At 67.5% G+C, this 23,453-nt stretch carries 22 protein-coding genes, 1 tRNA gene, 2 pseudogenes and 2 riboswitches; of the genes and pseudogenes, 8 read left to right on the forward strand and 17 right to left on the reverse strand.

The window, feature by feature from the left end:
* Position 1: 1 nt before the first annotated feature.
* Genes ABLE94_RS17360 through ABLE94_RS17370 form a run of 3 tightly spaced genes read right to left on the reverse strand, consistent with a single transcriptional unit; the run spans position 2 to position 2,450 of the window.
* Positions 2-745: an SDR family oxidoreductase gene (locus tag ABLE94_RS17360; protein WP_348803066.1), complete on the reverse strand. Its 744-nt coding sequence runs from the start codon at positions 743-745 to the stop codon at positions 2-4.
* A 17-nt stretch (positions 746-762) separates the two neighbouring features.
* Positions 763-1,533 (reverse strand): N5-glutamine methyltransferase family protein, encoded by a 771-nt coding sequence (locus tag ABLE94_RS17365; RefSeq protein WP_348803067.1) that lies wholly within the window; start codon positions 1,531-1,533, stop codon positions 763-765.
* Positions 1,534-1,547: 14 nt separating this feature from the next.
* Positions 1,548-2,450 (reverse strand): Fpg/Nei family DNA glycosylase, encoded by a 903-nt coding sequence (locus ABLE94_RS17370; protein ID WP_348803069.1) that lies wholly within the window; start codon positions 2,448-2,450, stop codon positions 1,548-1,550.
* Between the two features lie 25 nt (positions 2,451-2,475).
* Between ABLE94_RS17370 and ABLE94_RS17375 the strand changes: the two genes are divergently transcribed.
* On the forward strand, positions 2,476-3,219 hold the full coding sequence (locus ABLE94_RS17375) for a 3'(2'),5'-bisphosphate nucleotidase CysQ (protein ID WP_348803071.1): 744 nt from the start codon (positions 2,476-2,478) through the stop codon (positions 3,217-3,219).
* A 20-nt stretch (positions 3,220-3,239) separates the two neighbouring features.
* On the opposite strand, the gene cobF is transcribed toward ABLE94_RS17375, so the two are convergent.
* The 3 genes from cobF to ABLE94_RS17390 all read right to left on the reverse strand — a co-directional run bounded on the left by cobF (position 3,240) and on the right by ABLE94_RS17390 (position 4,942).
* The gene (cobF, locus tag ABLE94_RS17380) at positions 3,240-3,995 is read right to left on the reverse strand and encodes a precorrin-6A synthase (deacetylating) (RefSeq protein WP_348809393.1); all 756 of its coding nucleotides are present in this window, start codon (positions 3,993-3,995) and stop codon (positions 3,240-3,242) included.
* Between the two features lie 3 nt (positions 3,996-3,998).
* Positions 3,999-4,832, reverse strand: a complete 834-nt coding sequence (locus ABLE94_RS17385) for an SDR family oxidoreductase (protein WP_348809394.1) — start codon at positions 4,830-4,832, stop codon at positions 3,999-4,001.
* A gap of 37 nt (positions 4,833-4,869) precedes the next feature.
* A tRNA-Arg gene (locus tag ABLE94_RS17390) sits at positions 4,870-4,942 on the reverse strand.
* Between the two features lie 313 nt (positions 4,943-5,255).
* On the opposite strand from ABLE94_RS17390, the gene ABLE94_RS17395 reads away from it, so the two are divergent.
* The 4 genes and pseudogenes from ABLE94_RS17395 to ABLE94_RS17410 all read left to right on the forward strand — a co-directional run.
* A complete protein-coding gene (locus ABLE94_RS17395; RefSeq protein ID WP_348809395.1) occupies positions 5,256-5,870 on the forward strand; it encodes a hypothetical protein in 615 nt (204 codons plus the stop codon).
* Positions 5,867-6,901, forward strand: coding sequence for an XRE family transcriptional regulator (locus ABLE94_RS17400; protein WP_348809396.1), 1,035 nt, complete (start codon positions 5,867-5,869; stop codon positions 6,899-6,901). Before ABLE94_RS17395 ends, ABLE94_RS17400 begins: the two co-directional genes overlap by 4 nt.
* A 492-nt stretch (positions 6,902-7,393) precedes the next feature.
* A complete protein-coding gene (locus ABLE94_RS17405) occupies positions 7,394-8,119 on the forward strand; it encodes a M24 family metallopeptidase (protein WP_348809397.1) in 726 nt (241 codons plus the stop codon).
* Positions 8,120-8,200: 81 nt separating this feature from the next.
* Positions 8,201-8,341 (forward strand): annotated as a pseudogene (locus ABLE94_RS17410) (NAD(P)-binding protein); the annotation flags it as partial.
* 47 nt (positions 8,342-8,388) lie between these two features.
* Here ABLE94_RS17410 and ABLE94_RS17415 read toward each other — a convergent pair.
* On the reverse strand, positions 8,389-8,841 hold the full coding sequence (locus ABLE94_RS17415) for a MarR family winged helix-turn-helix transcriptional regulator (RefSeq protein ID WP_348809398.1): 453 nt from the start codon (positions 8,839-8,841) through the stop codon (positions 8,389-8,391).
* Between the two features lie 56 nt (positions 8,842-8,897).
* Here ABLE94_RS17415 and ABLE94_RS17420 point away from each other — a divergent pair, with 56 nt between their 5' ends.
* Positions 8,898-9,266, forward strand: a complete 369-nt coding sequence (locus ABLE94_RS17420) for a cupin domain-containing protein (protein ID WP_348803081.1) — start codon at positions 8,898-8,900, stop codon at positions 9,264-9,266.
* 3 nt (positions 9,267-9,269) lie between these two features.
* On the opposite strand, the pseudogene ABLE94_RS17425 reads toward ABLE94_RS17420, so the two are convergent.
* The 7 genes and pseudogenes from ABLE94_RS17425 to ABLE94_RS17455 all read right to left on the reverse strand — a co-directional run bounded on the left by ABLE94_RS17425 (position 9,270) and on the right by ABLE94_RS17455 (position 18,051).
* Positions 9,270-10,636, reverse strand: a pseudogene (locus ABLE94_RS17425) (NtaA/DmoA family FMN-dependent monooxygenase).
* A 12-nt stretch (positions 10,637-10,648) separates the two neighbouring features.
* Complete coding sequence (locus ABLE94_RS17430; RefSeq protein WP_348803083.1) at positions 10,649-11,842, reverse strand: LLM class flavin-dependent oxidoreductase; 1,194 nt, start codon at positions 11,840-11,842, stop codon at positions 10,649-10,651.
* On the reverse strand, positions 11,835-13,406 hold the full coding sequence (locus ABLE94_RS17435; RefSeq protein WP_348809399.1) for a dipeptide ABC transporter ATP-binding protein: 1,572 nt from the start codon (positions 13,404-13,406) through the stop codon (positions 11,835-11,837). The genes ABLE94_RS17430 and ABLE94_RS17435 overlap by 8 nt, the downstream gene beginning before the upstream one ends.
* Positions 13,403-14,293: an ABC transporter permease gene (locus ABLE94_RS17440; protein WP_348809400.1), complete on the reverse strand. Its 891-nt coding sequence runs from the start codon at positions 14,291-14,293 to the stop codon at positions 13,403-13,405. Before ABLE94_RS17440 ends, ABLE94_RS17435 begins: the two co-directional genes overlap by 4 nt.
* Complete coding sequence (locus ABLE94_RS17445; RefSeq protein WP_348809427.1) at positions 14,286-15,281, reverse strand: ABC transporter permease; 996 nt, start codon at positions 15,279-15,281, stop codon at positions 14,286-14,288. Before ABLE94_RS17445 ends, ABLE94_RS17440 begins: the two co-directional genes overlap by 8 nt.
* 8 nt (positions 15,282-15,289) lie before the next feature.
* Positions 15,290-16,918 carry an ABC transporter substrate-binding protein gene (locus ABLE94_RS17450; RefSeq protein WP_348809401.1) on the reverse strand — a complete coding sequence of 543 codons (1,629 nt, stop codon included), beginning with the start codon at positions 16,916-16,918 and terminating at the stop codon, positions 15,290-15,292.
* Positions 16,918-18,051 carry an LLM class flavin-dependent oxidoreductase gene (locus ABLE94_RS17455; protein ID WP_348809402.1) on the reverse strand — a complete coding sequence of 378 codons (1,134 nt, stop codon included), beginning with the start codon at positions 18,049-18,051 and terminating at the stop codon, positions 16,918-16,920. Before ABLE94_RS17455 ends, ABLE94_RS17450 begins: the two co-directional genes overlap by 1 nt.
* A gap of 7 nt (positions 18,052-18,058) precedes the next feature.
* Positions 18,059-18,142, reverse strand: a riboswitch (SAM riboswitch).
* Between the two features lie 136 nt (positions 18,143-18,278).
* Positions 18,279-18,358: riboswitch (ZMP/ZTP riboswitch) on the forward strand.
* Between the two features lie 22 nt (positions 18,359-18,380).
* On the opposite strand from ABLE94_RS17455, the gene ABLE94_RS17460 reads away from it, so the two are divergent.
* A complete protein-coding gene (locus ABLE94_RS17460) occupies positions 18,381-19,751 on the forward strand; it encodes an NAD(P)/FAD-dependent oxidoreductase (protein ID WP_348809403.1) in 1,371 nt (456 codons plus the stop codon).
* Positions 19,752-19,755: 4 nt separating this feature from the next.
* On the opposite strand, the gene ABLE94_RS17465 is transcribed toward ABLE94_RS17460, so the two are convergent.
* The gene (locus ABLE94_RS17465) at positions 19,756-20,607 is read right to left on the reverse strand and encodes an SDR family NAD(P)-dependent oxidoreductase (RefSeq protein ID WP_348809404.1); all 852 of its coding nucleotides are present in this window, start codon (positions 20,605-20,607) and stop codon (positions 19,756-19,758) included.
* A 5-nt stretch (positions 20,608-20,612) separates the two neighbouring features.
* A complete protein-coding gene (locus ABLE94_RS17470) occupies positions 20,613-21,044 on the reverse strand; it encodes an SRPBCC family protein (protein WP_348809405.1) in 432 nt (143 codons plus the stop codon).
* A 138-nt stretch (positions 21,045-21,182) separates the two neighbouring features.
* On the opposite strand from ABLE94_RS17470, the gene ABLE94_RS17475 reads away from it, so the two are divergent.
* Complete coding sequence (locus tag ABLE94_RS17475) at positions 21,183-21,746, forward strand: TetR/AcrR family transcriptional regulator (protein ID WP_348809406.1); 564 nt, start codon at positions 21,183-21,185, stop codon at positions 21,744-21,746.
* On the opposite strand, the gene ABLE94_RS17480 is transcribed toward ABLE94_RS17475, so the two are convergent.
* Entirely contained in the window at positions 21,735-23,345 is a 1,611-nt protein-coding gene (locus ABLE94_RS17480; RefSeq protein ID WP_348809407.1) for a GMC oxidoreductase, read from the reverse strand. The genes ABLE94_RS17475 and ABLE94_RS17480 overlap by 12 nt on opposite strands.
* Positions 23,346-23,453: the final 108 nt, after the last annotated feature.

Here is a 23,453-nt window from a genome sequence, read left to right on the forward strand (position 1 = left end):
CTCAGATCATCCGCCGGGTGATCGCCGACGGCAGGAACTTCAGGGCCGCGGCGATCGGCAGCCAGGGCCACGACGGCACCGGAGCGTAAGCCTTCTCGGCCTCGATGGCTGCGACCATGGCGCGCACACCGTCGTCGGTGTCGGCCATCAGTGACGTCTTCACGCCCCGGTTGATGTCGGTCTCGATGTAGCCGGGCAGCACGATCGACACCGTGATCGGTGAGTTCGCGAACTCCGCCTGCAGGCCCTGCCCGATCGCGGTCAGTCCCGCCTTCGACGCCGAGTACGCGGTCTGCGCCTTCGGCATGCCGCGGATGGCGCTCATCGAACTGATCAGGACGAGATGGCCGTGATTCTGTGCGCGGAAGATCTCCAGCGCCGCCTCGGCCTGCGCGAGCGCGCCGATCAGGTTGGTCTGGATGGTCTCGATGTTGGCGTGCATCTTGCCGGTGCCCAGTGGCGCACCCTTGCCGAGGCCGGCGTTGACGATGACGCGGTCGAGGCCGCCGAGTTCGTCGCGCAGTTTCCCGAACGCCACGGGCACGGCGTCGACGTCGGTGACGTCGAGTCCGGTCACCGCCACCTGCGCGGCCGTCGGCCGCAACTCGTCGGCGAAAGTCTCGAGCCGATCGATGCGGCGGGCCGCGAGCCCGAGGGACCGGCCCTTCGCGGCGAACTCGCGGGCCATCCCCTCGCCGAGTCCCGAACTCGCACCGGTGATGATGATCTTGTTGCGTGCACTCACACCGGCCAACCTACCGATCACCACCGCTTCAGGAGTACCGCGGTCTGGCCGTCGGGTCCCTCGATCACCTCGGTCCGTGCGTCCGGGGCGAGTGCGGCGGCCGCGGGGGCCTGCGCGAGATTCATCTCCAGCGCCAGCACGCCGTCATCGGCGAGGTATCGGGATGCGGCGGCGACGAGCCCGCGGATGTGGTCGAGGCCGTCGGCGCCCGCGGTCAACGCGGCACGGGGTTCGTGGTCGGCCGCCTCGCGGGGCATGAGGTCGATCGCCGCGTCCGGGACGTAGGGCGGGACGGCCGCGATCACGCTGACGGCTCCGACGAAGCACGTGGGTAGTCCCGACAGGCCGTCGCCTCGATGAACGTGACCGTGTCCCAGCAGGTTCCGACGCGCGTACCGCAGTGCGCGGTCGTCGATGTCGGTCGCGTGGACGTCGGCGTCGGGCAGCCACGCCTGCGCGGTTGCCGCGATCGGGGCGACCCCGCTGAACGCCTCCACGATGAGTGGGCGTCGGACGGTTGCCCCGTGCGCGATCGTCACCGCCGCGATCATCTCGGATCGCTTGCGCGGCACGAAGACACCGGGGCCCACCGAGAGGCGTCGGCCGGCGAATTCGACCCAGCCGACGATGTGCTCGAGTGGTTCACCGGCGATGCGGCGTGCGAGAAAGCGCTCGAGTTCTCCGGTGTCGCGGGCGGATTCGCGCAGGATCGACGCCTCCTCCTCGGCGAAGACGCATCCCGCCCGCCGCAACGCGGTGACCAGCGAATCCCGTTGGTGCGCCGTCACTGTCGCGCCGGCGCTCACTTGAGCAGTCGGGACATGCGACGGTCGGCGAGAATCTTGCCGCCGGTTTGGCAGGTCGGGCAGTACTGAAAGGAGCGATCCGCGAAGGACACCTCGCGGATCGTGTCACCACACACCGGGCAGGGCAGACCGGTACGGGCGTGCACCTTGAGTCCGGTTCGCTTCTCGGACTTGAGCTTCGCCACCCCCTGACCTTCGAGCCGGCCGATGGCGTCGGTGAGGACGTCCCGCATGCCCGCGTACAGGGTGTCGACCTGTTCTGCGTTCAGGGTTTTCGCCGACGCGAACGGTGACAGCTTGGCGGCGTGCAGGATCTCGTCGGAGTAGGCGTTGCCGATGCCGGCCATCACCCGCTGATCGGTGAGGACGTTCTTGATGCGTCCCGTCGCGCCCGCCAGGATGTCGGCGAACTCGTCTCGGTCGAGCGCGAGCACGTCGGGCCCGAGGGTCGAGATGCGTTCGACGTCGGTGATGTCGCGGACGATCCACACCGCCAGACGTTTCTGGGTTCCGGCCTCGGTGACGTCGAAGCCCTCCCCACCGCCACCGGCGGCCGGCATGCCGCAGTGCACCCGGAGCGCGATGGGGCTCTTGCCGCCGGGACGCAACGGCCGCGGCGAGAGGTCGTCACTCCAGCGCAGCCAGCCCGCCCGGGAGAGGTGGATGACCAGGCTGATCACCGGTTCGGGGTCGTCGGGTGTGCCCGGGATCGTGCGGATGATGAGGTACTTCCCCACTCGGCCCACCGATTCCACGGTCCGGCCGACCAGGGCGGTGTACGGCGGATCGGCGGTCTTGAGGACCGACAGCGACGCGACGTCGACGCGGCGGATCGGCAGTCCGGCGGCACGACCGTCCACGAAATCGGCGATCGCGGCAACCTCGGGCAGTTCGGGCATGGCTCCAGTGTGCTCTAGTAATCAGATGAGTTCCGCTCTTTCCGACGCCGAGTTGGCCGCTCGTATCGCGGCGGGTGCCGGTGAGATCCTGCTCGGCGTGCGGTCCGGCGGCCTTCTCGGCGGCCGGCTTCTCGGTGATGCGGGTGATGCGCTGGCACAGGCGTGGATCGGGACGGTCCTGCAGCGTCACCGGCCGCGCGATGCGGTGTTGAGCGAGGAGGCCGTCGACGTCGGCGACCGGATGAGCGCCGATCGTGTCTGGATCATCGACCCGCTCGACGGCACCAGCGAATTCGCGGCCGGCAGCAGTCACTTCGCGGTGCACGTCGCCCTGACCCGGCACGGCGTGGTGACCGATGCGGCCGTGTCCCTGCCCGCGACCGGCGAACTCTTCCGCACCGACACAGTCGATCCCCCGCCGACCCAGCCCTCCGGCCGGATCGCGACGTCGCGCTGGGGAACCAGCTACGAGGTGGCGGTGGTGGCGCAGCGTCTGCATCTGCGTACGACGCCGATCGGGTCCGCCGGAGCGAAGGCGATGGCCGTGGTGCGCGGTGACGCCGATGCGTATGTGCACTCCGGCGGGCAGTACGAGTGGGACAACGCCGCACCCGTCGGGGTCGCACTGGCCGCCGGTCTGCACTGCAGTCGCCTCGACGGGTCGGAGATCGTCTACAACCAGCCGCAGCCGTATATGCCGGACTTCGTGATCTGCCGGCCCGAGCTCGCCGCGCCGATCCTCGACATCATGGGTGAGACGTGGTGGTGAGGCTCAGCGCTTGAGACCACTCAGCCCTTGCGGATGAGGTAGATGTCCATGATCCAGCCGATGCGCTCACGCGCCTCGGCGCGCGCGCGGACGATCTCGTCGGTGACGTCGCCGACGCGACCGGAGATGAGGATCTCGTCGGCCGTGCCGAGGTAGGCACCCCACCAGATGTGGTCGTCGGCATCGGCGGTGTGCCGGAACGCGAGATCGGCGTCGAGCATCACGATCTGGTTGGTGTGGGCACCCGGCGGAGTGTCGGCAAGCCGACGCCCGGTGGTGATGTGGATCGGTTCGCCCACGCGGTTGGCGACGATTCGGTGCGCGGCGGTCAAGGCGCTCGCACTGGTCACGCCGGGAATGACCTCGACGGCGACCTCGAGGTCGTCGCGGGCGGCGAGATCGTCGACGATGCGCAGCGTCGAGTCGTAGAGGGCGGGATCGCCCCACACGAGGAATGCGGCGATTCCTGCGTCGGGGACGTGCTCACCGATCACGCCGGCGATCACCTCGGCGCGGGCGGCGTGCCACCGGCGGACCTCGGCGTCGTAGTCGGCGGGGTTCCGGTCGCGCGGCGGATCACCGATCTCGATGAGCGAATAGCCGTGTGGCGCATGCCGGTCCAGGATGTTGCGGCGCGCATCGAGCAGGCCGCCCTTGCTCGTACCCTTGTCGAGGGCGAGGAAGGCATCGACGTCGGCCATGGCCTCGATGGCCTGGAGTGTGATCTGTCGTGGGTCGCCGGGTCCGATACCGATGACGCGGATGGTGACGTGCATACCTTAGATCTTGACGCGCGGCAAGCCGTGTTTGCGCGCGGTGATGTCGAGTATCAGTTGGCGAGGTGCCAGGCGGCGCAGCAGAAAGACGATCCCCGCACTGTTTCCCTTGGCGTAGAACGGCTTCGGGTGCTCGGCGAGGGCGGCGTCGACGATGGTCGCGGCCATGGTCTCGGCGTCGATGCCCTGTTCCTCGTTGCGGCGGGTGGCCGCGGCGAGTGTTTCGTATTCCTGCGCATACGGTGAGCCGTCGGCGATGTGGATGCTGCGGCGGTCGCCGATGCCGGTGGCGATGGTGCCGGGTTCGATGCTGATCATCCGAATGCCGTACGGCGCAACCTCTCTGCGGGTGGCGAGGGCGAAGGCCTTGAGCGCCGACTTGGTGGCGGCGTAGTTGGAGCGGAAGGCGACCGGGAAGCTCGACAGCATGGACCCGACCATGACCACCGTGCCGTGGCGGCGCTCCCGCATACCGGGCAGCACCGCCTTGGTGATGGCGACGGGCCCGAAGACGTTGACGCGGAACAGATCTTCGATGGCACTCATCGTGGTGTCCTCGAGGGCACCGGCCTGTGATTCGCCGGCGTTGTTGATCAGGATGTCGACGGCACCGACCTCGGCCACCGCCGCGGTCACGGAATCGTAATCGGCATTGTCGAGCCGGACGTAGGTGACGCCGGGGATCGGGTCGGCCACCGTGTCGGGATGGCGGCTGGTTCCGTACACGCGGTGGCCGCGTGCGACCATCTGGCGGGCCACCTCGGCGCCGATGCCGCTGGTCGCGCCGGTGACGAGGACGGTCTGGGGGTTCGCGGACGAAGTGTTCTCGGGAGCCACGCGACCACCGTACTGTGCGGCAGGCAGAGTCGTACTGTGCCCCAGGCAGGATTCGAACCTGCGACCCTTCCTTTAGGAGAGGAATGCTCTATCCCCTGAGCTACTGAGGCGGGGACCGGGTGAAGTGATGGAGGAAGTTCCCGCGATGCCGTGCTTTCGCGGGGCTTCTACCTGGGATTTCCTTCGTCCGGCCCGTGTCGGTGACCGCGCGCGCTCCGGCTGCCGACGTGAGGAGTCTACGGCAGGCGGGTGCGGACATGGCAACGCACCTCACGCCGGTGAGGTGACGCCCTCACAACCAGCCGACGCTCCTGCGCATTCGAATCGCGACAGGTCGAGCTTTCGGTCGGTCATCTCCCGCGACTGGCGCCACGCGCTCCAGCCACACCCAACCACCGCAACCCCGGTGGTATATTTTCCGGCATGAAATCCGCATATGAATCTTCAGCGGTGCTCGACGACCTTGGCGACAAGGTTGTCGATGGTATCGCGATCGCGGTGCGTGAGACCCGTCGGGACCTCGCCGAGTATCGGGAGATGCGGCCCGCGTGGGTGGCCGAGCATTCGGAGCGCGGATTGGCGAACTGGATTCACGATCGGCTGTGGGCCCACCTGCAGCGCCAGTTGGAGCATCTACCGGAGTGCACGTTCGACAACGATGAGCCCGAACGGCACTTCCGCGTCGGTACCAAGTACCACTTTCGCGCCAAGCGACACGACGAATACGGTTCCATTGCAACGTATCCCACCCAGGGTGCGCTCGATTTCATGGAGCAGCAACTCACGCTCGATGGCATGGAAGAAGTCCGGCTCATCGGCGGCTACCTGTGGGACCGCGAAACACGCGCGGTCCTCGATGCTGTCATCTCCCTGCGCGATTCAATAGACAATGTCATCTGGCTGGAACTGCTGGGCACACCCGCCACCGGCAGTTCCGCCACGCCGCTGTCGCCGACCGGCCCCGAGGGCCCGCGGCTACCAGATGTGGTCACCGACACCGACACCGATGCCGGGTCCTCGACCGGCGATGCATCGTGAGAAACCTCGGGCAGCTTCTGGAGACACTCCGTCTCGCCCGAGGCTGGACCCAAGCCCAACTGGAGGCGCAGACCGGTATCCGGCAGGGCACGCTATCGCGCTACGAAAACGGGATGCGCACACCCGAACCCGATGCCATCGACACACTCGCGAGAGCGTTCGGCGTGACCATCGAGTTCCTCCAGCACGGGCAGCAGCGCCACGCGGCGATGGCCGTTGACGCGCACATGCGCCGCCGCGCCTCGGCCAAGGCATCGCTGTGGCGGCAACGCGAAGCACAACTCAACGAACTCCGGCTGCATGCCGGCACCCTGTTCGAGGAGGTGTCGCTGCACTCCGACCAGATCGTGCCCCGCTTCGATGGGGATGATCCAGACACCGCCGCCCGGATGGTGCGTATGCAGTGGCGCATGCCCGTCGGCCCCGTGCGCACCCTGGTTCACTGGCTCGAAGCCGCCGGATGCCTCGTCATCGTCGAAGACTTCGGCAGCCCACGCCTTGACGGGTTGTCGCAATGGATCGACGACCACCCCCTCATGCTCGTCAACGCCGCAGCACCGACAGACCGGCTGCGGTGGACACTCGCCCACGAACTCGGACACCTGGTACTGCACAGCGACTACGTCACCGGCGACGTCGAAGCCGAAGCCGACGAATTCGCCGCCGAATTCCTGATGCCTGCCACCGCCATCCGCACCAGCCTCACCAAACCCACGCTCGGCAAACTTCTTGACCTCAAACAAGAATGGGGAGTCTCCATCGCCGCACTCATCCAACGCGCCCATACCCTGGGCACCATCACAAACGTCGAACGCACCCGTCTCTTCAAGATGCTCAGCGCGAAGGGGTTCCGTATCACCGAACCCGGTTCCGATCGAATCCCACCCGAAACACCTCGTCTCCAGCGACACCTACGATCAACACTCGAAGCCAAGGGACTGACCGCGGCTGAGATCGCCCACATCACCGGTTACCACTCAGACGCCGACAACCGACTACTCCCCACAACCGCCCCTCTCCGCGCGGTATGAAACGGCCGACTTACCTGCCCGGAGACGAATACTTGGTGCTGTTCGGCCGGGTGAGGTTTGTGCGGGGTCATGTCGTTCGCCAATGCCGCGTCGAGGGCTTTCGCCGCGAGCGGTACTGCTTCGGCATCGGGTCCGGGGTGACCGGGGGCAACCACACAGCAATCGCAGGCTACACTGCTGAACTCGCTGACCTGTGGGCAGTTACACCGTTCTCCACCACCGATCTGACCCCTATGGCAGCGCGCCTGGATCGGCTTGTCGCCGAGTACTCTTCGAGACGCCGGGCGGTGCAGCTCGTCCCGGTCACGCTGTAGGTAGACACGATCGGTGGGGAACCGTGGTCGGAAGGTTCCAGCCTTCTCTCACCGGGTCTCGACGCCTCCTCAGCTTCGCTTCGTCGGGCTCGACCGGCGAGATGGGGGCGATCGGCGAGGCCGGGGTGACCAGAGAGGTGGAGGCGACCGGCGTAGACACCGTGGGCCCTGCGCAGGCATGCACCGGCGCTCGCCGTGCGACCATGACCGTGTGACGACCCCCGAAACCGAACGCGTGGCACGACTGCTCGATGCGCAGGCCAAGGCGGAGAGCCTCTTCCAGGAGGTCACCGACCGCGGCATGATCCGGGCCGGCGTCACCGAGCGTGAACTTTCGAACGAGATCCGCGATCTGGCCGCCGACATGTTCGGCGTCACCCGCCACTGGCACAAACGCATCGTTCGGGCCGGCGAGAACACCCTGGAGACCTACCGGGCCAATCCCCCGGACCGGGTCATCGCCGACGATGAGATCGCCTTCCTCGATTTCGGGCCGATCTTCGAAGAGTGGGAGGCCGATTTCGGGCGCACCTTCGTCCTCGGCGACGACCCGGCCAAACATGCTCTGGCCCAAGCCCTTCCCGTCATCTGGGCGGCCGGACGCGAGTACTTCCGGACCACTCCGGACATGACCGGCGCCCAGCTCTTCGATCACGTGGTCGCCCTGAGCGAGGACGCCGGCTTCATCTTCGGCGGCCAGATCGCCGGACATCTCGTCGGCGAGTTCCCCCACGAGACCATCGACGCCGCCGAGATCGAGAGTTACATCGCCCCCGGTTCCGACGGGCCGATGCGCCGAACGGACAAGCGCGGCAACATGTGCCATTGGATTCTCGAGGTCCACCTGGTGACCACCGACCGCCGGTTCGGCGGATTCCACGAGGAACTTCTCGACCTTCCCTGACGAATACCCAAGCAGTCTGGACTATTCGCATTTCTATGGCTGGCATCTCAGCCATGCCGACAGCCCGGACCGTCTCCACCGATGCCGATTCCCCCCGACCATTACGACGACGTCGTCGTCTTCGGTTCCGGTTTCGGCGGTTCGGTCGCGGCCCTGCGGCTCACCGAGAAGAGGTATCGCGTCGCCGCCCTCGAGGCCCGCCGATGCTTCGCCGACGACGAGTTCGGCGGCGCGGGTCCGGAACGTCACACACGGACTGATCGCGCTCCTCACCACGACGGGCGGGGTGAGGCGCCCTCGCCGAGGATGCGTAATGCGTCGACGACCACGCGCGTGGCGGCGTCGCCGATGACGGCGGTCAGCGCCGAGATCTCCGCCGCGGCGGCCGCACCGGCCAGCCGCATCACCGACTCGCCCCGATCGGTCAGTTCGATCAGTCGCGCCCGGCGGTCACTCGGATGCGCCGTCCGCACGACGTACCCGTTCGATTCCAGCGCCTCGACGATGGCCGCCGCCGACTGCTTGGTCATCCCGAGGTGCCGGGCGATGTCGTTGATCGATGCCCCGCCGCCGGCGATCCGGGCGAAGACCAGCCCGTGGACGGGACGCAGCCCGTGGTGGCCGGCCTCGATGACGCGACGGTTGATGCGTTCGTTCACCCCGGACTCCGCCTGCATCAGCAAGAACGGCAGCATCGGTTCGACCGACGGAACACTTGACATATGGACAGTCTAGCTGTCCTATAAAGACAGTCACACTGTCTACCTGGGAGTCCGGCATGCCGCTCATCGATTCGCCCCGCCACCACGACCTGCACGGGGCCACCTTCAGCAGTTACGTCTGCCCGTCCACCGGGAGTCGCGAACTGTGCGCCTGGCGGACGACGCTGGGCCCCGCTCAGCCCGGAGCCGACCACCGCGTCGACCACGAGGAGGTGTTCCTGGTACTCGCCGGCTCTCCACGGATCACGCTGGACGGCCTGGTCACCCACGCCCACGTCGGTGACGTGGTGTTTGTGCCCGCGGGAAGCTCTGTCCGCCTGGACAATCCGGGAGCAGACGAATGCCAGGTGTGGGTGTCCGCGCCCGTGGGGCTGACGGCGACCACCGCGCAGGGGCAGCGGATCACACCGCCGTGGACGTTGTGAGCGTCACGACGCCGCTCGGCCGGCGTCGGCTACCCGATCCAGTCCCAAGTGCTCGCGCAGGGTCGTCCCGACGTATTCGGTGCGGAAACTACCCCGCTCCTGCAGTAGCGGAACCACCTCGTCCACAAACCGATCCAGACCGCCCGGGGTGATGTGCGGGACGAGGATGAAACCGTCGCTGACGTCGTTCTGCACGAATCGATCGATGGTGTCGGCCACGGTCCGAGCACTGCCCACGAACGCCTGCCGTCCGGTCACCTCGATGATGAGTTCGCGGATGGACCACCCGTGGGACTGCGCGCGTTCCCGCCACTCGCGGGCCGTCTCGAGCGGGTCGCGGTAGGAGCGCACGCTGGCCCGGCCGCGCGCGATGGTGTGCTCGCCGAGGTCGGGGTCGATATCGGGCAGTGGCCCGTCGGGATCGACGTCGTAGAGGTCGCGATTCCACACCTGTTCCAGGAAGCGGATCGCGGTGGCCCCGCTGACCTGGGCCAGTCGCACCTCGTGCGCCAACTCGGCGGCCTCGGCGTCGGTGTCACCGAGGACGAAGGTGGCCGCCGGCAGGATGAGCAGTTGCTCGCGGTGACGCCCATACTTCGACAGCCGTGACTTCACGTCCCGATAGAACTTCTGTCCTTCGTCGAATGTACTGTGCCGGGAGAAGATGGCGTCGGCCTTCGCGGCGGCGAACTCGCGGCCTTCCTCGGAGTCACCGGCCTGGAAGATCACCGGACGCCCCTGCGGACTGCGCGGCACGGCGAACTGGCCGGCGATGTCGAATTGCTCTCCGGTGTGGACGAATTCACCGACGTCGCCGTCACGCAGGAATCGGCCGGATTCCTTGTCGGCGACGATCTCGTCACCACGCCACGATCCCCAGAGTTCGACGGCGGTGTCGAGGAACTCCTTGGCGCGTGAATACCGTTGCTGCTCGCCAGATAGCCGCCGCGACGGAAGTTCTCACCGGTGAACTCATCCCAGGAGGTGACGACATTCCACGCGGCCCGCCCGGCGGTCAGGTGATCGAGACTGGCGAATTGCCGCGCCACCTCGTACGGCTCGTTGAAGGTGGAGTTGATGGTGCCGGTGAGCCCGAGTCGTTCGGTCACCGCGCCGAGTGCGGCGAGGATCGAGAAGGTGTCGGGTCGTCCGACGACGTCGAGATCGTAGATCAGGCCGTTCTGCTCGCGCAGTCGCAGCCCTTCGGCGAGGAACAGGAAGTCGAACCTGCCGCGTTCGGCAGTCTGCGCGAAGTGCCGGAAGGACTCGAATTCGATGTGGCTGCCCGCCGTCGGGTCGCTCCACACGGTGGTGTTGTTGACGCCCGGAAAGTGGGCGGCGAGATGGATCTCCTTGCGTGGCGTGGTCATGGCGCTCTCCGATCAGGCTGCGTAGCGGTTGGCGGGTCGAGCAAGGCCGAGGTGGCCGCGGAGTGTCGGGGCGGTGTAGCGATCCCGGAATCGGCCGCGACGCACCAATTCCCGGGTGAGGTCGCGGCTGATCACGATCAGATCGTCGGGCAGTACCGCGGGCCGCAACCGCACCCCGGCAAGGGCCTGGCCGCCGTCGCCGCGCGGCACCCACTCCTCGATGAGATCGGCAAGTCCGGCTGGGGTGCCGACGAAGATCCGCGCGTCACTGACGAATTCGCTCCCGGCCAGATCATCGAGATGCGCTTGCCGCGCTGCGGCGGCCGCATCCGTCTCCGCGAGGATGACCGTCAGGTCCGCGAAGACCCGCACCGGAGGATCGCCGCCGGCCGCGCGTCGGGTGGCAGCGATCTCGGCCACCGACGCGACGGCCTCCGCGGCCGAGTTCGGGGTGATGAATCCGATGTCGGCCGACGCCCCGATCAGGGCGTAGGCGGCACTGTTGTGCCCAAGGATCGCGATCGGAGGTGCCCCTTGAGGCGGCCGTGGCGTGATCGCGGGACCACGCACGCGGAAGTACTCACCTTCGAAGTCAATGTAGTGCAGCTTGTCCCGGTCGATGAACCGGCCGGTCGCCACGTCACGGATCTCGGCGTCGTCCTCCCACGAATCCCACAGGCGCCGAAGGACTTCGGCGTGGTCGCGGGCCTCGGTGAACAGCGCGTCGACGACCACCGGATCGAGGTCACCGGGCACCAGATCCGGTAGAGTCCGGCGGCCGAAGAGTCCCGCATCGGCGGCGCTGCCGTCGACCCGCAACTGCACGCCCGCCCGCCCGGAACTGACAAAGTCCAGTGTCGCAACCGCTTTGGATGTGTGGAATGGTTCGGTGTGGGTGGTGATCGCGGCCGGGACGATACCGATCGCCCGCGTCGTCGGGGCGATCCGATTGGCGATGAGCACGGCGTCGAGCCGGCCCCGCACCCGGTCGGTACGTCGGTCCGGGACGAACGGATGATCACGCTGCAGACCGAGTCCGTCATCGATGGTGACGAAGTCGAGCACTCCGGCCTCGGCCTCGCCCACCAGGTCCGCCCAATAGCCGCCGGTGAGCAGTTCGGTGGGCCGCGCGGCCGGTTCGCGCCACGCCCCCGGATGCCATCCGGCATCGGCAAGGGCGACGGCGAGGTGGATGTGATCAGCCATGAGTGGCCTCCGTGGGGCGATGGGCGCGACCCTCTCCGGGGATGGCCGCGATGAGTTGGCGGGTGTAGTCGTGACGTGGATCGCCGAAGATATCTGCGACGTCGCCCTCTTCGACGATGTCACCGGCCCGCATGACCGCGACGCGGTGACTGATCTGACGGACGACCGCCAGATCGTGGGAGATGAACAGATACCCGATGCCGTGGTCGCGTTGCAGGTCGGCGAGCAATGCCAGCACCTGCGCCTGCACGGTGACGTCGAGCGCGGACACCGGTTCGTCCAGAATCAGCAGGCGCGGTGTGGTGGCCAGTGCCCGGGCGATCGCCACCCGCTGACGCTGGCCGCCGGACAGCGCGGTCGGGCGACGGGTGGCCAGAGCCGGATCCAGCGCCACCGCGATCAGCAGCTCCCGCACCCGGCGATCTCGTTCGGCGCGCGGTGTCCGGCCCAGCGGCTCGGCGATGATCTGCGCCACCGTCAGTTTCGGGTTCATCGCGGCGTAGGGATTCTGATAGACGAACCCCACGTCACTGCGTCGGTCACCCACCTCGATCCGACCGGCGTCATTCGATTCGAGGCCGGCCAGGATTCTCGCGGTGGTGGTCTTTCCCGACCCGCTCTCCCCGACGAGCGCGAGCGTCTCCCCGGACCGCACCCGCAGCGAGACGTCGTTCACGGCCGCGATCCGACCGGCGCGCCCGACCCGGAAGGTCTTCGAGACATGTTCTGCGCGTGCGACGATCGGCGCCTCCGGCGGTATCGGGGCGACCAGCCGTCGCGAGGTGAGCCCGGGCGCATCGGCGATCAGGCGTCGGGTGTATCCGTGCTGCGGATCATCGAGGATCTGCTGTGCCGTGCCGGTTTCGACGATACGTCCGCCCGCCATCACGATGATGCGGTCGGCCCGGTCGGCGGCGACGCCGATGTCGTGTGTGATCAGCAGCAGTGCCGTCGCCCCACTGCTCGTCCGCTCCTCGAGATGATCGAGGATGCGTCGTTGCACCGTGACATCGAGCGCGCTGGTCGGCTCGTCGGCGATGATCAACTCCGGTTCGCAGGCCGCGGCGATGGCGATCAGCACGCGTTGCCGTTGTCCGCCGGAGAGCTGGTGCGGGAGTTGACCGTAGCGTAGGTCGGCATCGTCGAGGCCGGCCTCCACGAGATGCTCGACGGCGTGCGCACGGGCGGTCCTGCGTGCAGCACGACCATGAATCCGCAAGACCTCGGCGACTTGATCACCCACCGGTTGTACGGGATTGAGCGCGGTGCCGGGGTCCTGGGGAACGAAACCGATACGTGCCCCACGGATCCGGTTGAGGGCCCGCACCGACAGGCCGTCGATCCGATCGCCGGTCAACTCGACGCGTCCCGACGCGGATGCGTTGCGCGGCAGCAACCCGATGATGGCGTGGGCCAGCGTCGATTTGCCGGACCCGGATTCCCCCACCACCGCCACGGTCTCGCCCGGTTCGATCCTCAGGTCGACCCCGGCGACGGCGTCGGTCTCGGAATGGTCGACCCGATAGCGCACCCGCAGATCCGACACTGTCAGGAGCGTGCTCATCGCTGTTCTCCCTCGGCGATGCGGTGGCCGATGGTGTGCGCGGCGAGCACCACCGCGACAATCGCCAACCCCGGCAGGGTGGTCATCCACCACGCGGTGGCCAGATAGTTGCGGCCTTCGGAGATCAACGAACCCCACTCCGGAGCCGGTGGGGTGGCTCCGAACCCGAGGAACGACAGGGAGGAGATCAGCAGGATCGCCATGCCGAATTCGGCTGCGGCCAGCGCGAGTACGGGAGCATACGAGTTGCGCAGCACGTGACGGCCGAGGATCACCGGTCGCGGCACCCCGAACGCCCGGGCGGCCTCCACGTACGGTGCATGACGCACCCGTAACACCTCGGCCCGCATGACGCGCGCGAATCCCGCGATGAGCACCACCGCGACGGCGATGGCGACCTTGGTGGTGCCGAATCCGAGTGCGGCGATGATCGCGAGTGCCAACAGCAGTTGTGGAATCGCGAGCATCACGTCGATGGCGCGCATGATCACACCGTCGGTGAGATCACCCGCGGTGCCGGCGATCAACCCGAGCAGGGCACCGATCGCCAGTGCGATCGCGACGGCGGAGACCGTGGCGGTCAGCGACAACGCCGCGCCGTGGACGAATCGCGTGTAAACATCCCGACCAAGATTGTCGGTGCCGAACCAGTGCTCGGCACTCGGCGCCCGGAGCTTGTCGGCGGGCACCGCGAGGAGTGGATCGCCATCGGCGAACACCGATGGTACGACCGCGAATCCGAGTGCCAGCGCGATCACGGCCACGCTCAGGACCGTGGTGGCGTTGCGGCGCAACCACACCCCGATCGCGTCGGGGCGCGCACGCCAGACCGGCCACGACCACGACGACGCGGACGACACCGAGGACGGGGCACTCTGCTCAGACATTGACCACCTCACGTGGGCTGCGATCGTCGACGGGCGAGGCGGTCGGTGTCGGGGCGGACCGCCTCAGCACTCGCGGATCGATGAACGGATAGGCGATGTCCACCAGCAGGTTCACCGTGACGAAGACCGCGGCGGAGAACGTCACCAGGGCCAGAACCAGCGGGATGTCCTGCGCCAGCACGGCACTCTGGGCGAGCTTGCCGACACCCGGACGCGAGAACACGGTCTCCACGACCACCGCACCGCCGAGGAGGTTGCCCACCACGACCCCGGCCACGGTCAACGCGGGCAGCGACGAGATCCGCAGGATGTGATGGCGGATGACCCGAATCCGGCTCGCGCCCTTGGCGGTTGCCGTCTGGACGAACGGCTCGGCATCGGTCCGGGTCATACTCGTGACCAGGACCTGACCGATCACGCCGGCATACGGGATCGCCAGGGTGAACGCCGGCAGGATTAGAGATCCGGGCCGGGTGTCACCGAAGGCCGGGAACCACACCAGCCGGAACGCGAAGACCTGCAGCAGGATCAGACCGACCCAGAACGTGGGCAGGGCCACCACCAGCGGCGGGATCGACAGGAGTCCGCGTCGCAGCCATGACCACGAGGTGTAGGTGGCGGTAACCGCCAGTCCCACCCCGAGGACGACGGCGAGCAGCACCGAGGTGAGGGTCAGGGCGACGGTGCTCGGCAGTGCGTCGGCGATGACCGCGGTGACCGGCCGGCCCTGCGAGATGGACAGGCCGAAGTCGCCGTGGATCGCACCGGTCAACGCCGACCAATACTGCTGCCACACCGACCGATCCAGGCCGTAGCGGGCCTTGAGTGCCTCGACCGCGGCCTGATCCACCGGTGTCGACGCATCACCCGAGGTGGCGATGGCCACCGGATCGGACGGCAGCAGGATCAGGATGACGAAGGCCACGGTGAAGGCCGCCCACAGCACCCCGAGGGCCGAAAGGAACCGTATTCCGAGATAACGCAGCATCGTCGCGTTCACCGCCCGGACAACCACGTGTCGTGGAACTGCAACCGGGACGAGGCATCGAACGTCACCTGGTGGGTGGTGGCCGCGGCACCGATGGCCTGCGACAGTTCGATGGTCGGGACGAACAGTCCGTTGTCGAGGATCTGTTGTTGTGCGGTCGCGAGGTCGGCATTGCGTTGCGGGATGTCGGTGGTGGACTGTTCCCCGGCCAAGGCCGTGTCCAGAGCGGGTATCGGTCCGCGCCGGTTCAGGTTTCGTCCGGTGAGCCCGAACTGGGTGCGCAGGATGTCGCCGTCGGCACGCGTCACGTTGTAGTAGATCGCGTCGTAATCACCGGAGTTCTGTCGGACCGTGGCCGTGGCCGCCGGCACCACGTCGAGTTTCAGCTCGACGCCGACATTCTTCAGTTGTTGCTGGACGAGTTCGAGGATGGCCTGGTTGCCCGCGAACACCGGACTGTAGAGCACCGAGAAGCTCAGGCGTTGACCATCTTTGGTCCGGATTCCGTCGGCGCCGGCCCTCCAGCCGGCGTCGTCGAGAATCTTCTTCGCCCTGTCCGGATCGAAGGTCAGGGCCGACGAAAGGTCCGAGTACCCTGGGGTATTCGACGCCAGGACGCCGGTGGCGGGATGGAAGTCGTCGTCGAGGACGGTGGTCACCAACTCCTGCCGGTTGATCGCCGGCAGCAGTGCGCGCCGCACCGCGGCGTCGGCGAGGACACCACGGGATACGTTGGGCTGCAACCCGAACGGCACACCCGGGTTCACCGCGGTGAGGACCTGTCCACCGGCCCCGGTGATCTGCGGCTTGTCGTTGGGCAGGGCATCGCTGATCGCGTCGAGCTGCCCGGAGGCGAGCGATCCGGTGCGCACCCCGGACTCCGCGATCACCGTGAAGTCGATGCCGTCGAGGTAAGCGTCACCGGCGTGACCGAATACCGACGATCCCCAGCGGTATCCGGTGCGTTTGCGCAGTGACGCCGACTTGCCCTGCGCCCAGCCCGAATACACGAACGGTCCCGATCCGATGTTGGTGCCCTGGCACCTCTCCTCCGGCGTCGCGGCGACGGTGGTGTCGGACTGAATCCCCAACTGTGGAGTCGAGGTGGCCTGCAGGAACTGCGCATTGGGCGCACCGAACGCCACCCGCGCGGTCAGCGGATCGACGACGGTGGTGCCGGTGTATCCGCCGAGGTAGGTCGCCGCCAACGGTGCCTTGGCCGCGCCGAGCGGCCCGACGATGGCGTCGAAGTTCTCCTTGACGGATTCGGCGGTGAGCGGGGTGCCGTCGCTGAAGGTGACACCGGGCTTGAGGTGGAAGGTGAAGGTCCGCGCATCCGGGCTCACCTCCCAGCTCTGGGCGAGCCAGGGCTTGAGTTGGCCATCACCCGGGTCCTGATCGGTGAGTGAATCGACGACCTGCCGGGTGACATAGATCGTCTGGTTGGTGCCGCTCTGGGCCGGGTCCGAGCATGTGGGGGCGTCGGAGAGTCCGTAACGCAGGGTGCCTCCCGGCACCGGCGGTCCGGCGTCGTCGGAGCCCGAGGACCCAGAACCACAGGCGGTGAGCACACCGGCCACGGCCACCACGGCGAGTGTGGAGACGGCCGGTTTCGCGGTGACAGCGATGCGCTTCATCAGATCAGCCCCCACGCCTTGGCGAGCAGCTCATGCGACCTCAGCCGGTCAGCATGGTCATGGGTGACCGAGGTGATGACGAGTTCGTCGGCGTCGGTGAGGCGCCCGAGTGCGGCGAGCCGCTGCACGACGGTGTCGGGTGAGCCGACAAACTGGGTCTCGAGCCGATCGGCGACCAGTGCCAGCTCGTCGGCGGGCAGCGGCTGCGCCGTCGCCGGGTCGGGGTACTCGATGGCGCCGTGGCCGGTGCGGATGCTGTGCACCCACCGCCCGTAGCCGTTGGCCAGATGCCGCGCGGTGTCGTCGTCGTCGGCCACCACCACGTCGGCGGACACCACCACATAGGGTTCGGCCAACACCGACGACGGGCGGAACGCCTGCCGGTACGCCGCGACCGCTTCGCGGGTGGTGCCGGGGCTGACGTGGTAGTTGGCCGCGAACGGGAGTCCGCGGGCACCGGCGACGTGAGCGCTCTGCCCCTTGCTGCTGCCGAAGATCCACACCTGCACGTCGGCTCCCTCACCCGGAACCGCATGTAGCTGCTGACCCGACGGACTGGTGTAGGTGCCGTCGAGGAGCGACAGGATGTCGTCGACCTGCTCGTCGAAGTGCGGTGGCTGCGCACCCGGCTGCGTCAACACCTCGAAGCTGCGTGCGAGAGGCGAATGTGCCAGTAGCGCAGTCACATCGACAGGTTCAGGGATCACCACCCCGTCGACGAGCCGACTCGCGCTCGGTGCGGAAATCGCGACCGGGCCCGCGGGTGTTGCCGCCGCCTCAGCGCGTCGCTGTCCGGATCGGCCGAGCCCCAGATCGATTCGGCCCGGGTGGAACACGTCGAGCATCCCGAAGGACTCGGCCACCGATACCGCCGTCGTCTGCCCGACCTGCACCGCCGCCGATCCGACGCGGATCGATCGGGTCGCGGAGGCGATCTGACCGATGAGCAGCGCCGGCACCGAACTCGCGACGGCGGCGAAATGGTGTTCGGCCACCCAGTAGCGGCGATACCCCCACTGCTCGGCGTGCTGCGCGAGATCGATCGTATTGTGCAGCGCAGCAGCAGGATCGGAACCCTCGCTGATAGGTGCGAGGTCGAGCACCGACAGCGGGGCATGGTCACGAAACGTCACGGGGTGTCTCCCATCGATCCCGGCGTTAGCACCCTGGGGCGGGTTGCTGCGACGTCGACGAGCCGGGTCTCTCGGTCGCTCCAGATGGTCGATTCACCGTAGGCCCGTGATGCTGAGACAGGCAAAGAGAATGTCGGGACGGACGCCGTCCACGCCCGAATGCGGCGACGATTTTCTCGCGCCGAAGAATTTAAGTCGGCCTCGCCACCGGTTGCTCGATGGGCTATCGTCGGTTGTGCGACTGGCGCAGCCGGAGTCCACCGGCAAGGAGCACCGTTTCCCGACATCGTCCGCCTGGGTGTCGATTCCACACCAGAAGGAAACGTGCCATGACCCAGCGCGTACCGGTTCCCGGCGGCAGGACCCGCCGGCACCATGTCGTCATCGTCGGATCGGGGTTCGGCGGGCTGGCTGCCGCTCGTCGACTCGAGCATGCCGACGTCGACGTCACCCTGATCGCACGCACGAGTCATCATCTGTTCCAGCCGTTGCTGTACCAGGTCGCCACCGGGGTGATCTCGCAGGGCCAGATCGCACCGCCGGTGCGGGTGATACTTCGCGACCAACGGAATGTGACGGTGGCACTGGGCGATGTCGAGGCCATCGACCTGGAGAATCGTGCGGTGACCTCACGCATGCTCGAACGTGTCACCACCACTCGGTATGACAGTCTGATCATCGCCGCCGGTGCGGGCCAATCCTATTTCGGCAACGATCATTTCGCGGAGTTCGCGCCGGGCCTCAAGACCGTCGACGATGCACTCGAGTTGCGCGGCCGCATCCTCGGGGCGTTCGAGCAGGCCGAACTGTCCACCGACCCGATCGAGCGTGATCGCCTGCTGACGTTCGTGGTGATCGGAGCCGGGGCCACCGGCGTCGAGATGGCCGGTCAGATCGCGGAGATGGCCGGCACGACGCTGCGCGGCACCTTCCGGTCCATCGACTCGACGCAGGCACGGGTGATCCTGCTCGACGCCGCACCGGCGGTGTTGCCGCCGTTCGGTGAAAGGTTGGGCTCCCGAGCCGAGAAGCGTTTGCGCGCACTGGGAGTCGATGTGCAACTCGGTGCGATGGTCGTGGACATGGACTACGACGGACTCGTGGTGCGCCAGGCCGACGGTTCGACGCGTCGCATCGAAAGTCAGTGCAAGGTGTGGTCGGCGGGGGTCGCGGCCAGTCCGCTCGGCCGACAGCTCGCCGAGCAGTGCGGGGTGGAACTCGACCGCGCGGGTCGGGTACGGGTCGAACCCGACCTGACCATCCCCGGCCATGCCGAGGTGTTCGTGATCGGCGACATGATGGCCGTCGACGGAGTCCCCGGTCAGGCCCCGGCCGCCAATCAGTCCGGGCGGTACGCCGCCGACGCCGTCGTCGCCCGGATCAACGGCACCTATCGCGACCGAAAGCCGTTCGCCTACTGGGACAAAGGCTCGATGGCGACCGTCGCCCGGCATTGCGCGGTCGCCCGGGTACCCATCCCGGGCACCTCACGGGCCGTCGAGTTCTCCGGCTTCTTCGCCTGGCTGGGGTGGCTGTTCCTGCACTTGCTGTACCTGGTGGGGTTCCGCAACCGGTTCATCACGTTCATCGACTGGACCCTGGCCTTCACCTCCCGCAACCGTCATCAGTTGGCGGTCACCGAGCAACAGGTGTTCGCGCGGGCGGCGATCGATCGGCTGTCACACGACCTCGCGGCCTGATCTCTCAGGTGATGGCGCCCATCGCGCGGTCCGCGGTGGGTGCCGAGAGGTAATCGAGGACCGGCAGCACCGTCCGCAGGGCGGCGGGAGCGATGCGTTCGGGCCGGTGGGTGATCGCCCGGACGATCCAATTCGCCGCCTCGTCCACCGACAGTGCCGCCACGTCGTCGTATTCGGCTGTGGGCGAGATCATCTCGGTCCGCACCAGTGGATAGTAGATATTGGTGGCACGCACGCCCGGATGGGGCCGTTCGGCGTTGAGGCTACGCCCGAAAATCGACAGCGCATTCTTCGACGCCGCGTAGGCGGAGAACCGCGGGAAGGTTCCGGCCATCAGTCCCCACGTGCAGACGTTGACGATCTGCCCGTGACCGCGCTCGACCATGCCGGGCAACAGTCCCAGGCTCAATTGGACGGCGGCGAAGTAGTTGATCGCCATGGTGCGCCGGTAGTCGTGGAGCCGGTCGGTGGAGTCGATGATGGACCGCCGGATCGACCGGCCGGCATTGTTCACGAGGACATCGATCTCCCGCCCGGACAGCTCACCGAGCAGCCGGTCGGTGTCGGCCTCGTCGGACAGGTCGGCCACCAGATAGTCGCAGCCGGTCTCGCCGGCCAGCGAGGCCAACTCCTCCTCGCGGCGCGCCACGGCGATCACCTGCGCCCCGCGCGCGGCGAGTTGCTGCGTGGCCACCCGGCCGATGCCGGCGGATGCGCCGGTCACCACCACCCGCAGGCCGGCGACGTCTCGTCCGCGACCGGTGAGGGTGTCCTCGATGACGGCCGGCAGCATCGTCCGACGCTGCATGACGTCGAAAACCGCCGACGACACGGCGCCGGGAGAGAGGGAGACCATACGAATCACTCCAATTCGTCGCGCAGTTTTTTCTCCGTGTGCCGGACCGCCTGGGCCGCGAACGGCTCCATGATCGCGCCCAGCGCCCGGCCGGCCAGTCCGCCGGGAAGGAGGTACTCGAACTCGGCATGGACCTCGGTGCCGCCGTCGGTATCGCGGAACTTCCAGGTGGTGTTGGCCTGGAACCCGTCGATCGCCTTGAGCACGATGAACTCGTGTTCGACCCACTCGATCGTCTCGACGACCGACTTCAGGGTCTTCGGCCCGGCCTTCAACTCGACGTCGAAGACCGACCCGACGCCGCTGGTGACCTCGGTCTGCGGCGCGAACTTGTGCACCCCGAACATGTATTCGGGGACGTTGGTGTAGTCGTTGATGTACTCGAACACCGCAGCGCGCGGCACGGAAATCTGGGACGAATGCCTGACAACGCCCATGACGGACCCCTCCTGTCGGTTCGCCGAGGCGCACGGCACGTGCGCCTCGCCACGCGCCACACTACGCACTGAGACAATGGCCGACGGCATGTACCCCGTCACGGCCTTCGGTCTCCGCCATCCGAGCCATAATGACGTATGCGATCGCGAGGCAAGATCATCGAGGCAACGCTCGACCTGATCTCCACCGAGGGCTTCGCAGCCGCCAGCATCGCTGCGGTCGCCGCGAAGGCCGGAGTGTCCCGGCAGACGGTGTACTCGATCTTCGGTTCCCGCGAGGACATGGTGTCCCAGGCCATGGGTGAACTCGCCATCTCCGCCATGCGCGAGATCCACGATCGACTCGAGGGCATCACCGACTTCGGTGACTTCCTGATCGAGTTCATCATCGCGGGTCGTTCGATGGCCATCGCCGACCCGGCCCTGTCGGTGTTGCTGAACTCGCAGGAGAGTCACCCGTTCTTCGACGAGGGGGCGATGGCGCGCACCCGGGAGGTGGCTGCGGAGATCCTGCGACCGGCCGTCACCGACAAACCCGAGTACCGACCGCACTTCGCCGACATCGTCGACATGACCGCACTGTTGAGCGTCTCACTCGTCGCCGTCGACGACGGCCACCGCTCCGACGACGAACTGCGGGCGTTCCTCGGTCGCTGGCTTCGGCCCGCACTCGATGCGATGGCCCGCCCCTCAGATGGCTGATCCGACGTCGTTGGCGACGATGCGGTCCAGCGCCCGCTCGGCGATGGCCGCGATCGTCATCGACGGGTTGCACGCCGCGGAGTTACCCGGCATGAGCGCGCCGTCGACCACATAGAGGCCCCGCTGTCCCAGGACGCGTCCGTCGAGGTCACAGACCGACCCCATGTTCGCGCCGCCCACCGGATGCCACGTCGACGGCACGATCGCGTTGGTGTCGACGAGTGTCGATCCGGGACCGGCAATCCGGGTGGCGGCCGGATGCAGGTGGCGGGTCTGGATCGAAGCATCGCCCTCGTGCGGCCATCGGAGTACCGCCTGGTGTCGCGCTGCGTCATAGACGAAGTGACCGCGAGCGTTGCTCACCCCGTACCCGACCATCATCGTGCTGTGCGCATCCACCGGTAGCGGCGGGATGGAGGCCTGGATGAGGGTGAAGGCGTTCGCGGGATCGGACCAGTTGGGACTGCCGTAGACCACCGGACCACCTTGCGTGGCACCGAAATCCGAGGTCGGGCTGTTCCAGATGTAGATCCGGTCGGCGTTGGTCCCCCACCCCTGCCCCAACGTGTCGGGTAGGTCGCCGATGGCATCGGTCGCCCTGGCGCGCATCAACATTCGCGTGGTGTTCATGCTTCCGGCGGCCAGGATCAGCGCGCCGGTCGTCAACACCTTGGTCTCCAGGACGCGTCCGGTCTCGTCGGTGCGGTGCACCTCGACGACCCATCGTCCATCGCGCGCCCTGCGAATGTCGGTGACGTCGTGCAGGGTTCGGACGTCGAGGAGTCCGGTGCGTTCGGCCTGCGCGATGTAGGTGACGTCGACGCTGTGTTTGCCGCCGTTGTTGACGCCGATGGCCCCGCTTCCGTCTGTGTAGGCCGGACGCATCCTTCCGGCCAGTTCGGCGAGGGCGTAGTCCCAGTCGATGGGCATCGGGATCTTCTGCACGGGCAGTCCGGCGCGGCGGGCGTGGGCGGCGAATTCCCGTGCGGCACGATAATTCGGACTCCGGATCAGCGAGTCGGGCGCCACCGCGGCGCCGAGCATTCTGGCGACCCGGGGGTAGTAGATGGTGTCCATCGCACGCCAGTCGATGCCCGCGGGGAAGTGCGAGGTGAACACGGACTCGATCGGCTTGAGCGTCATCCCTTGATACACAAGCGATCCGCCACCGAGCCCGGCCGCGACCATGACGGTCATGTTCTCGTCGCTGATCGACTCGAAGAGTCCGACATAGGGATCGACCGACAGCGGCCTGCCGAACACCTGCGGGGTGGACTGATGCCAGAGGATGCGCTTGTCCGGGTTGGTCGCGTTCGGGAAGGTGGTGGCATTGGGGCCGGTGACCCAGCGCCGACCGCGTTCGAGGAGTGTCACCGGCACACCGGCGGAGGTGAGGCGCAGTGCGGCTACCCCACCGCCGAAACCGGACCCGATCACGACGACGCGATGTTCTTCGCGGGTGACGGGGGTGGTGCGGGTCGGTGCGCCGAAACCGCGGCCGACGCCGGCCGTCGCGGCCACGACACCGGCGGCGCCCGCGGATGCGGCACCGATCAGAAATCCGCGGCGCGAGACCGACGATGTGACGAGTGATGACATCAAAGAAGATCCCCCTCAGGGTCGACGCCCCACACGGGGCTCAACACGGACATGAAAACGACTGCAGGACAGGACAGTACGACGTCGGCGCCGGAACGACCCCCCGAC

Source organism: Gordonia sp. VNK1 (genome assembly GCF_040049135.1).
In the GTDB taxonomy this organism is placed as follows: domain Bacteria; phylum Actinomycetota; class Actinomycetes; order Mycobacteriales; family Mycobacteriaceae; genus Gordonia; species Gordonia oleivorans.

Bases quoted from the DNA above. Each gene is read 5' to 3' on its own strand.
- cobF (WP_348809393.1), bottom strand. From the start codon at position 3,995: ATGCACGTCACCATCCGCGTCATCGGTATCGGACCCGGCGACCCACGA.
- ABLE94_RS17470 (WP_348809405.1), bottom strand. From the start codon at position 21,044: ATGGGCGTTGTCAGGCATTCGTCCCAGATTTCCGTGCCGCGCGCTGCG.
- ABLE94_RS17370 (WP_348803069.1), bottom strand. From the start codon at position 2,450: ATGCCCGAACTGCCCGAGGTTGCCGCGATCGCCGATTTCGTGGACGGT.
- ABLE94_RS17480 (WP_348809407.1), bottom strand. From the start codon at position 23,345: ATGTCATCACTCGTCACATCGTCGGTCTCGCGCCGCGGATTTCTGATC.
- ABLE94_RS17440 (WP_348809400.1), bottom strand. From the start codon at position 14,293: ATGTCTGAGCAGAGTGCCCCGTCCTCGGTGTCGTCCGCGTCGTCGTGG.
- ABLE94_RS17435 (WP_348809399.1), bottom strand. From the start codon at position 13,406: ATGAGCACGCTCCTGACAGTGTCGGATCTGCGGGTGCGCTATCGGGTC.
- ABLE94_RS17375 (WP_348803071.1), top strand. From the start codon at position 2,476: ATGAGTTCCGCTCTTTCCGACGCCGAGTTGGCCGCTCGTATCGCGGCG.
- ABLE94_RS17445 (WP_348809427.1), bottom strand. From the start codon at position 15,281: ATGCTGCGTTATCTCGGAATACGGTTCCTTTCGGCCCTCGGGGTGCTG.
- ABLE94_RS17460 (WP_348809403.1), top strand. From the start codon at position 18,381: ATGACCCAGCGCGTACCGGTTCCCGGCGGCAGGACCCGCCGGCACCAT.
- ABLE94_RS17465 (WP_348809404.1), bottom strand. From the start codon at position 20,607: ATGGTCTCCCTCTCTCCCGGCGCCGTGTCGTCGGCGGTTTTCGACGTC.
- ABLE94_RS17395 (WP_348809395.1), top strand. From the start codon at position 5,256: ATGAAATCCGCATATGAATCTTCAGCGGTGCTCGACGACCTTGGCGAC.
- ABLE94_RS17405 (WP_348809397.1), top strand. From the start codon at position 7,394: ATGCACCGGCGCTCGCCGTGCGACCATGACCGTGTGACGACCCCCGAA.
- ABLE94_RS17450 (WP_348809401.1), bottom strand. From the start codon at position 16,918: ATGAAGCGCATCGCTGTCACCGCGAAACCGGCCGTCTCCACACTCGCC.
- ABLE94_RS17415 (WP_348809398.1), bottom strand. From the start codon at position 8,841: ATGTCAAGTGTTCCGTCGGTCGAACCGATGCTGCCGTTCTTGCTGATG.
- ABLE94_RS17475 (WP_348809406.1), top strand. From the start codon at position 21,183: ATGCGATCGCGAGGCAAGATCATCGAGGCAACGCTCGACCTGATCTCC.
- ABLE94_RS17430 (WP_348803083.1), bottom strand. From the start codon at position 11,842: ATGGCTGATCACATCCACCTCGCCGTCGCCCTTGCCGATGCCGGATGG.
- ABLE94_RS17420 (WP_348803081.1), top strand. From the start codon at position 8,898: ATGCCGCTCATCGATTCGCCCCGCCACCACGACCTGCACGGGGCCACC.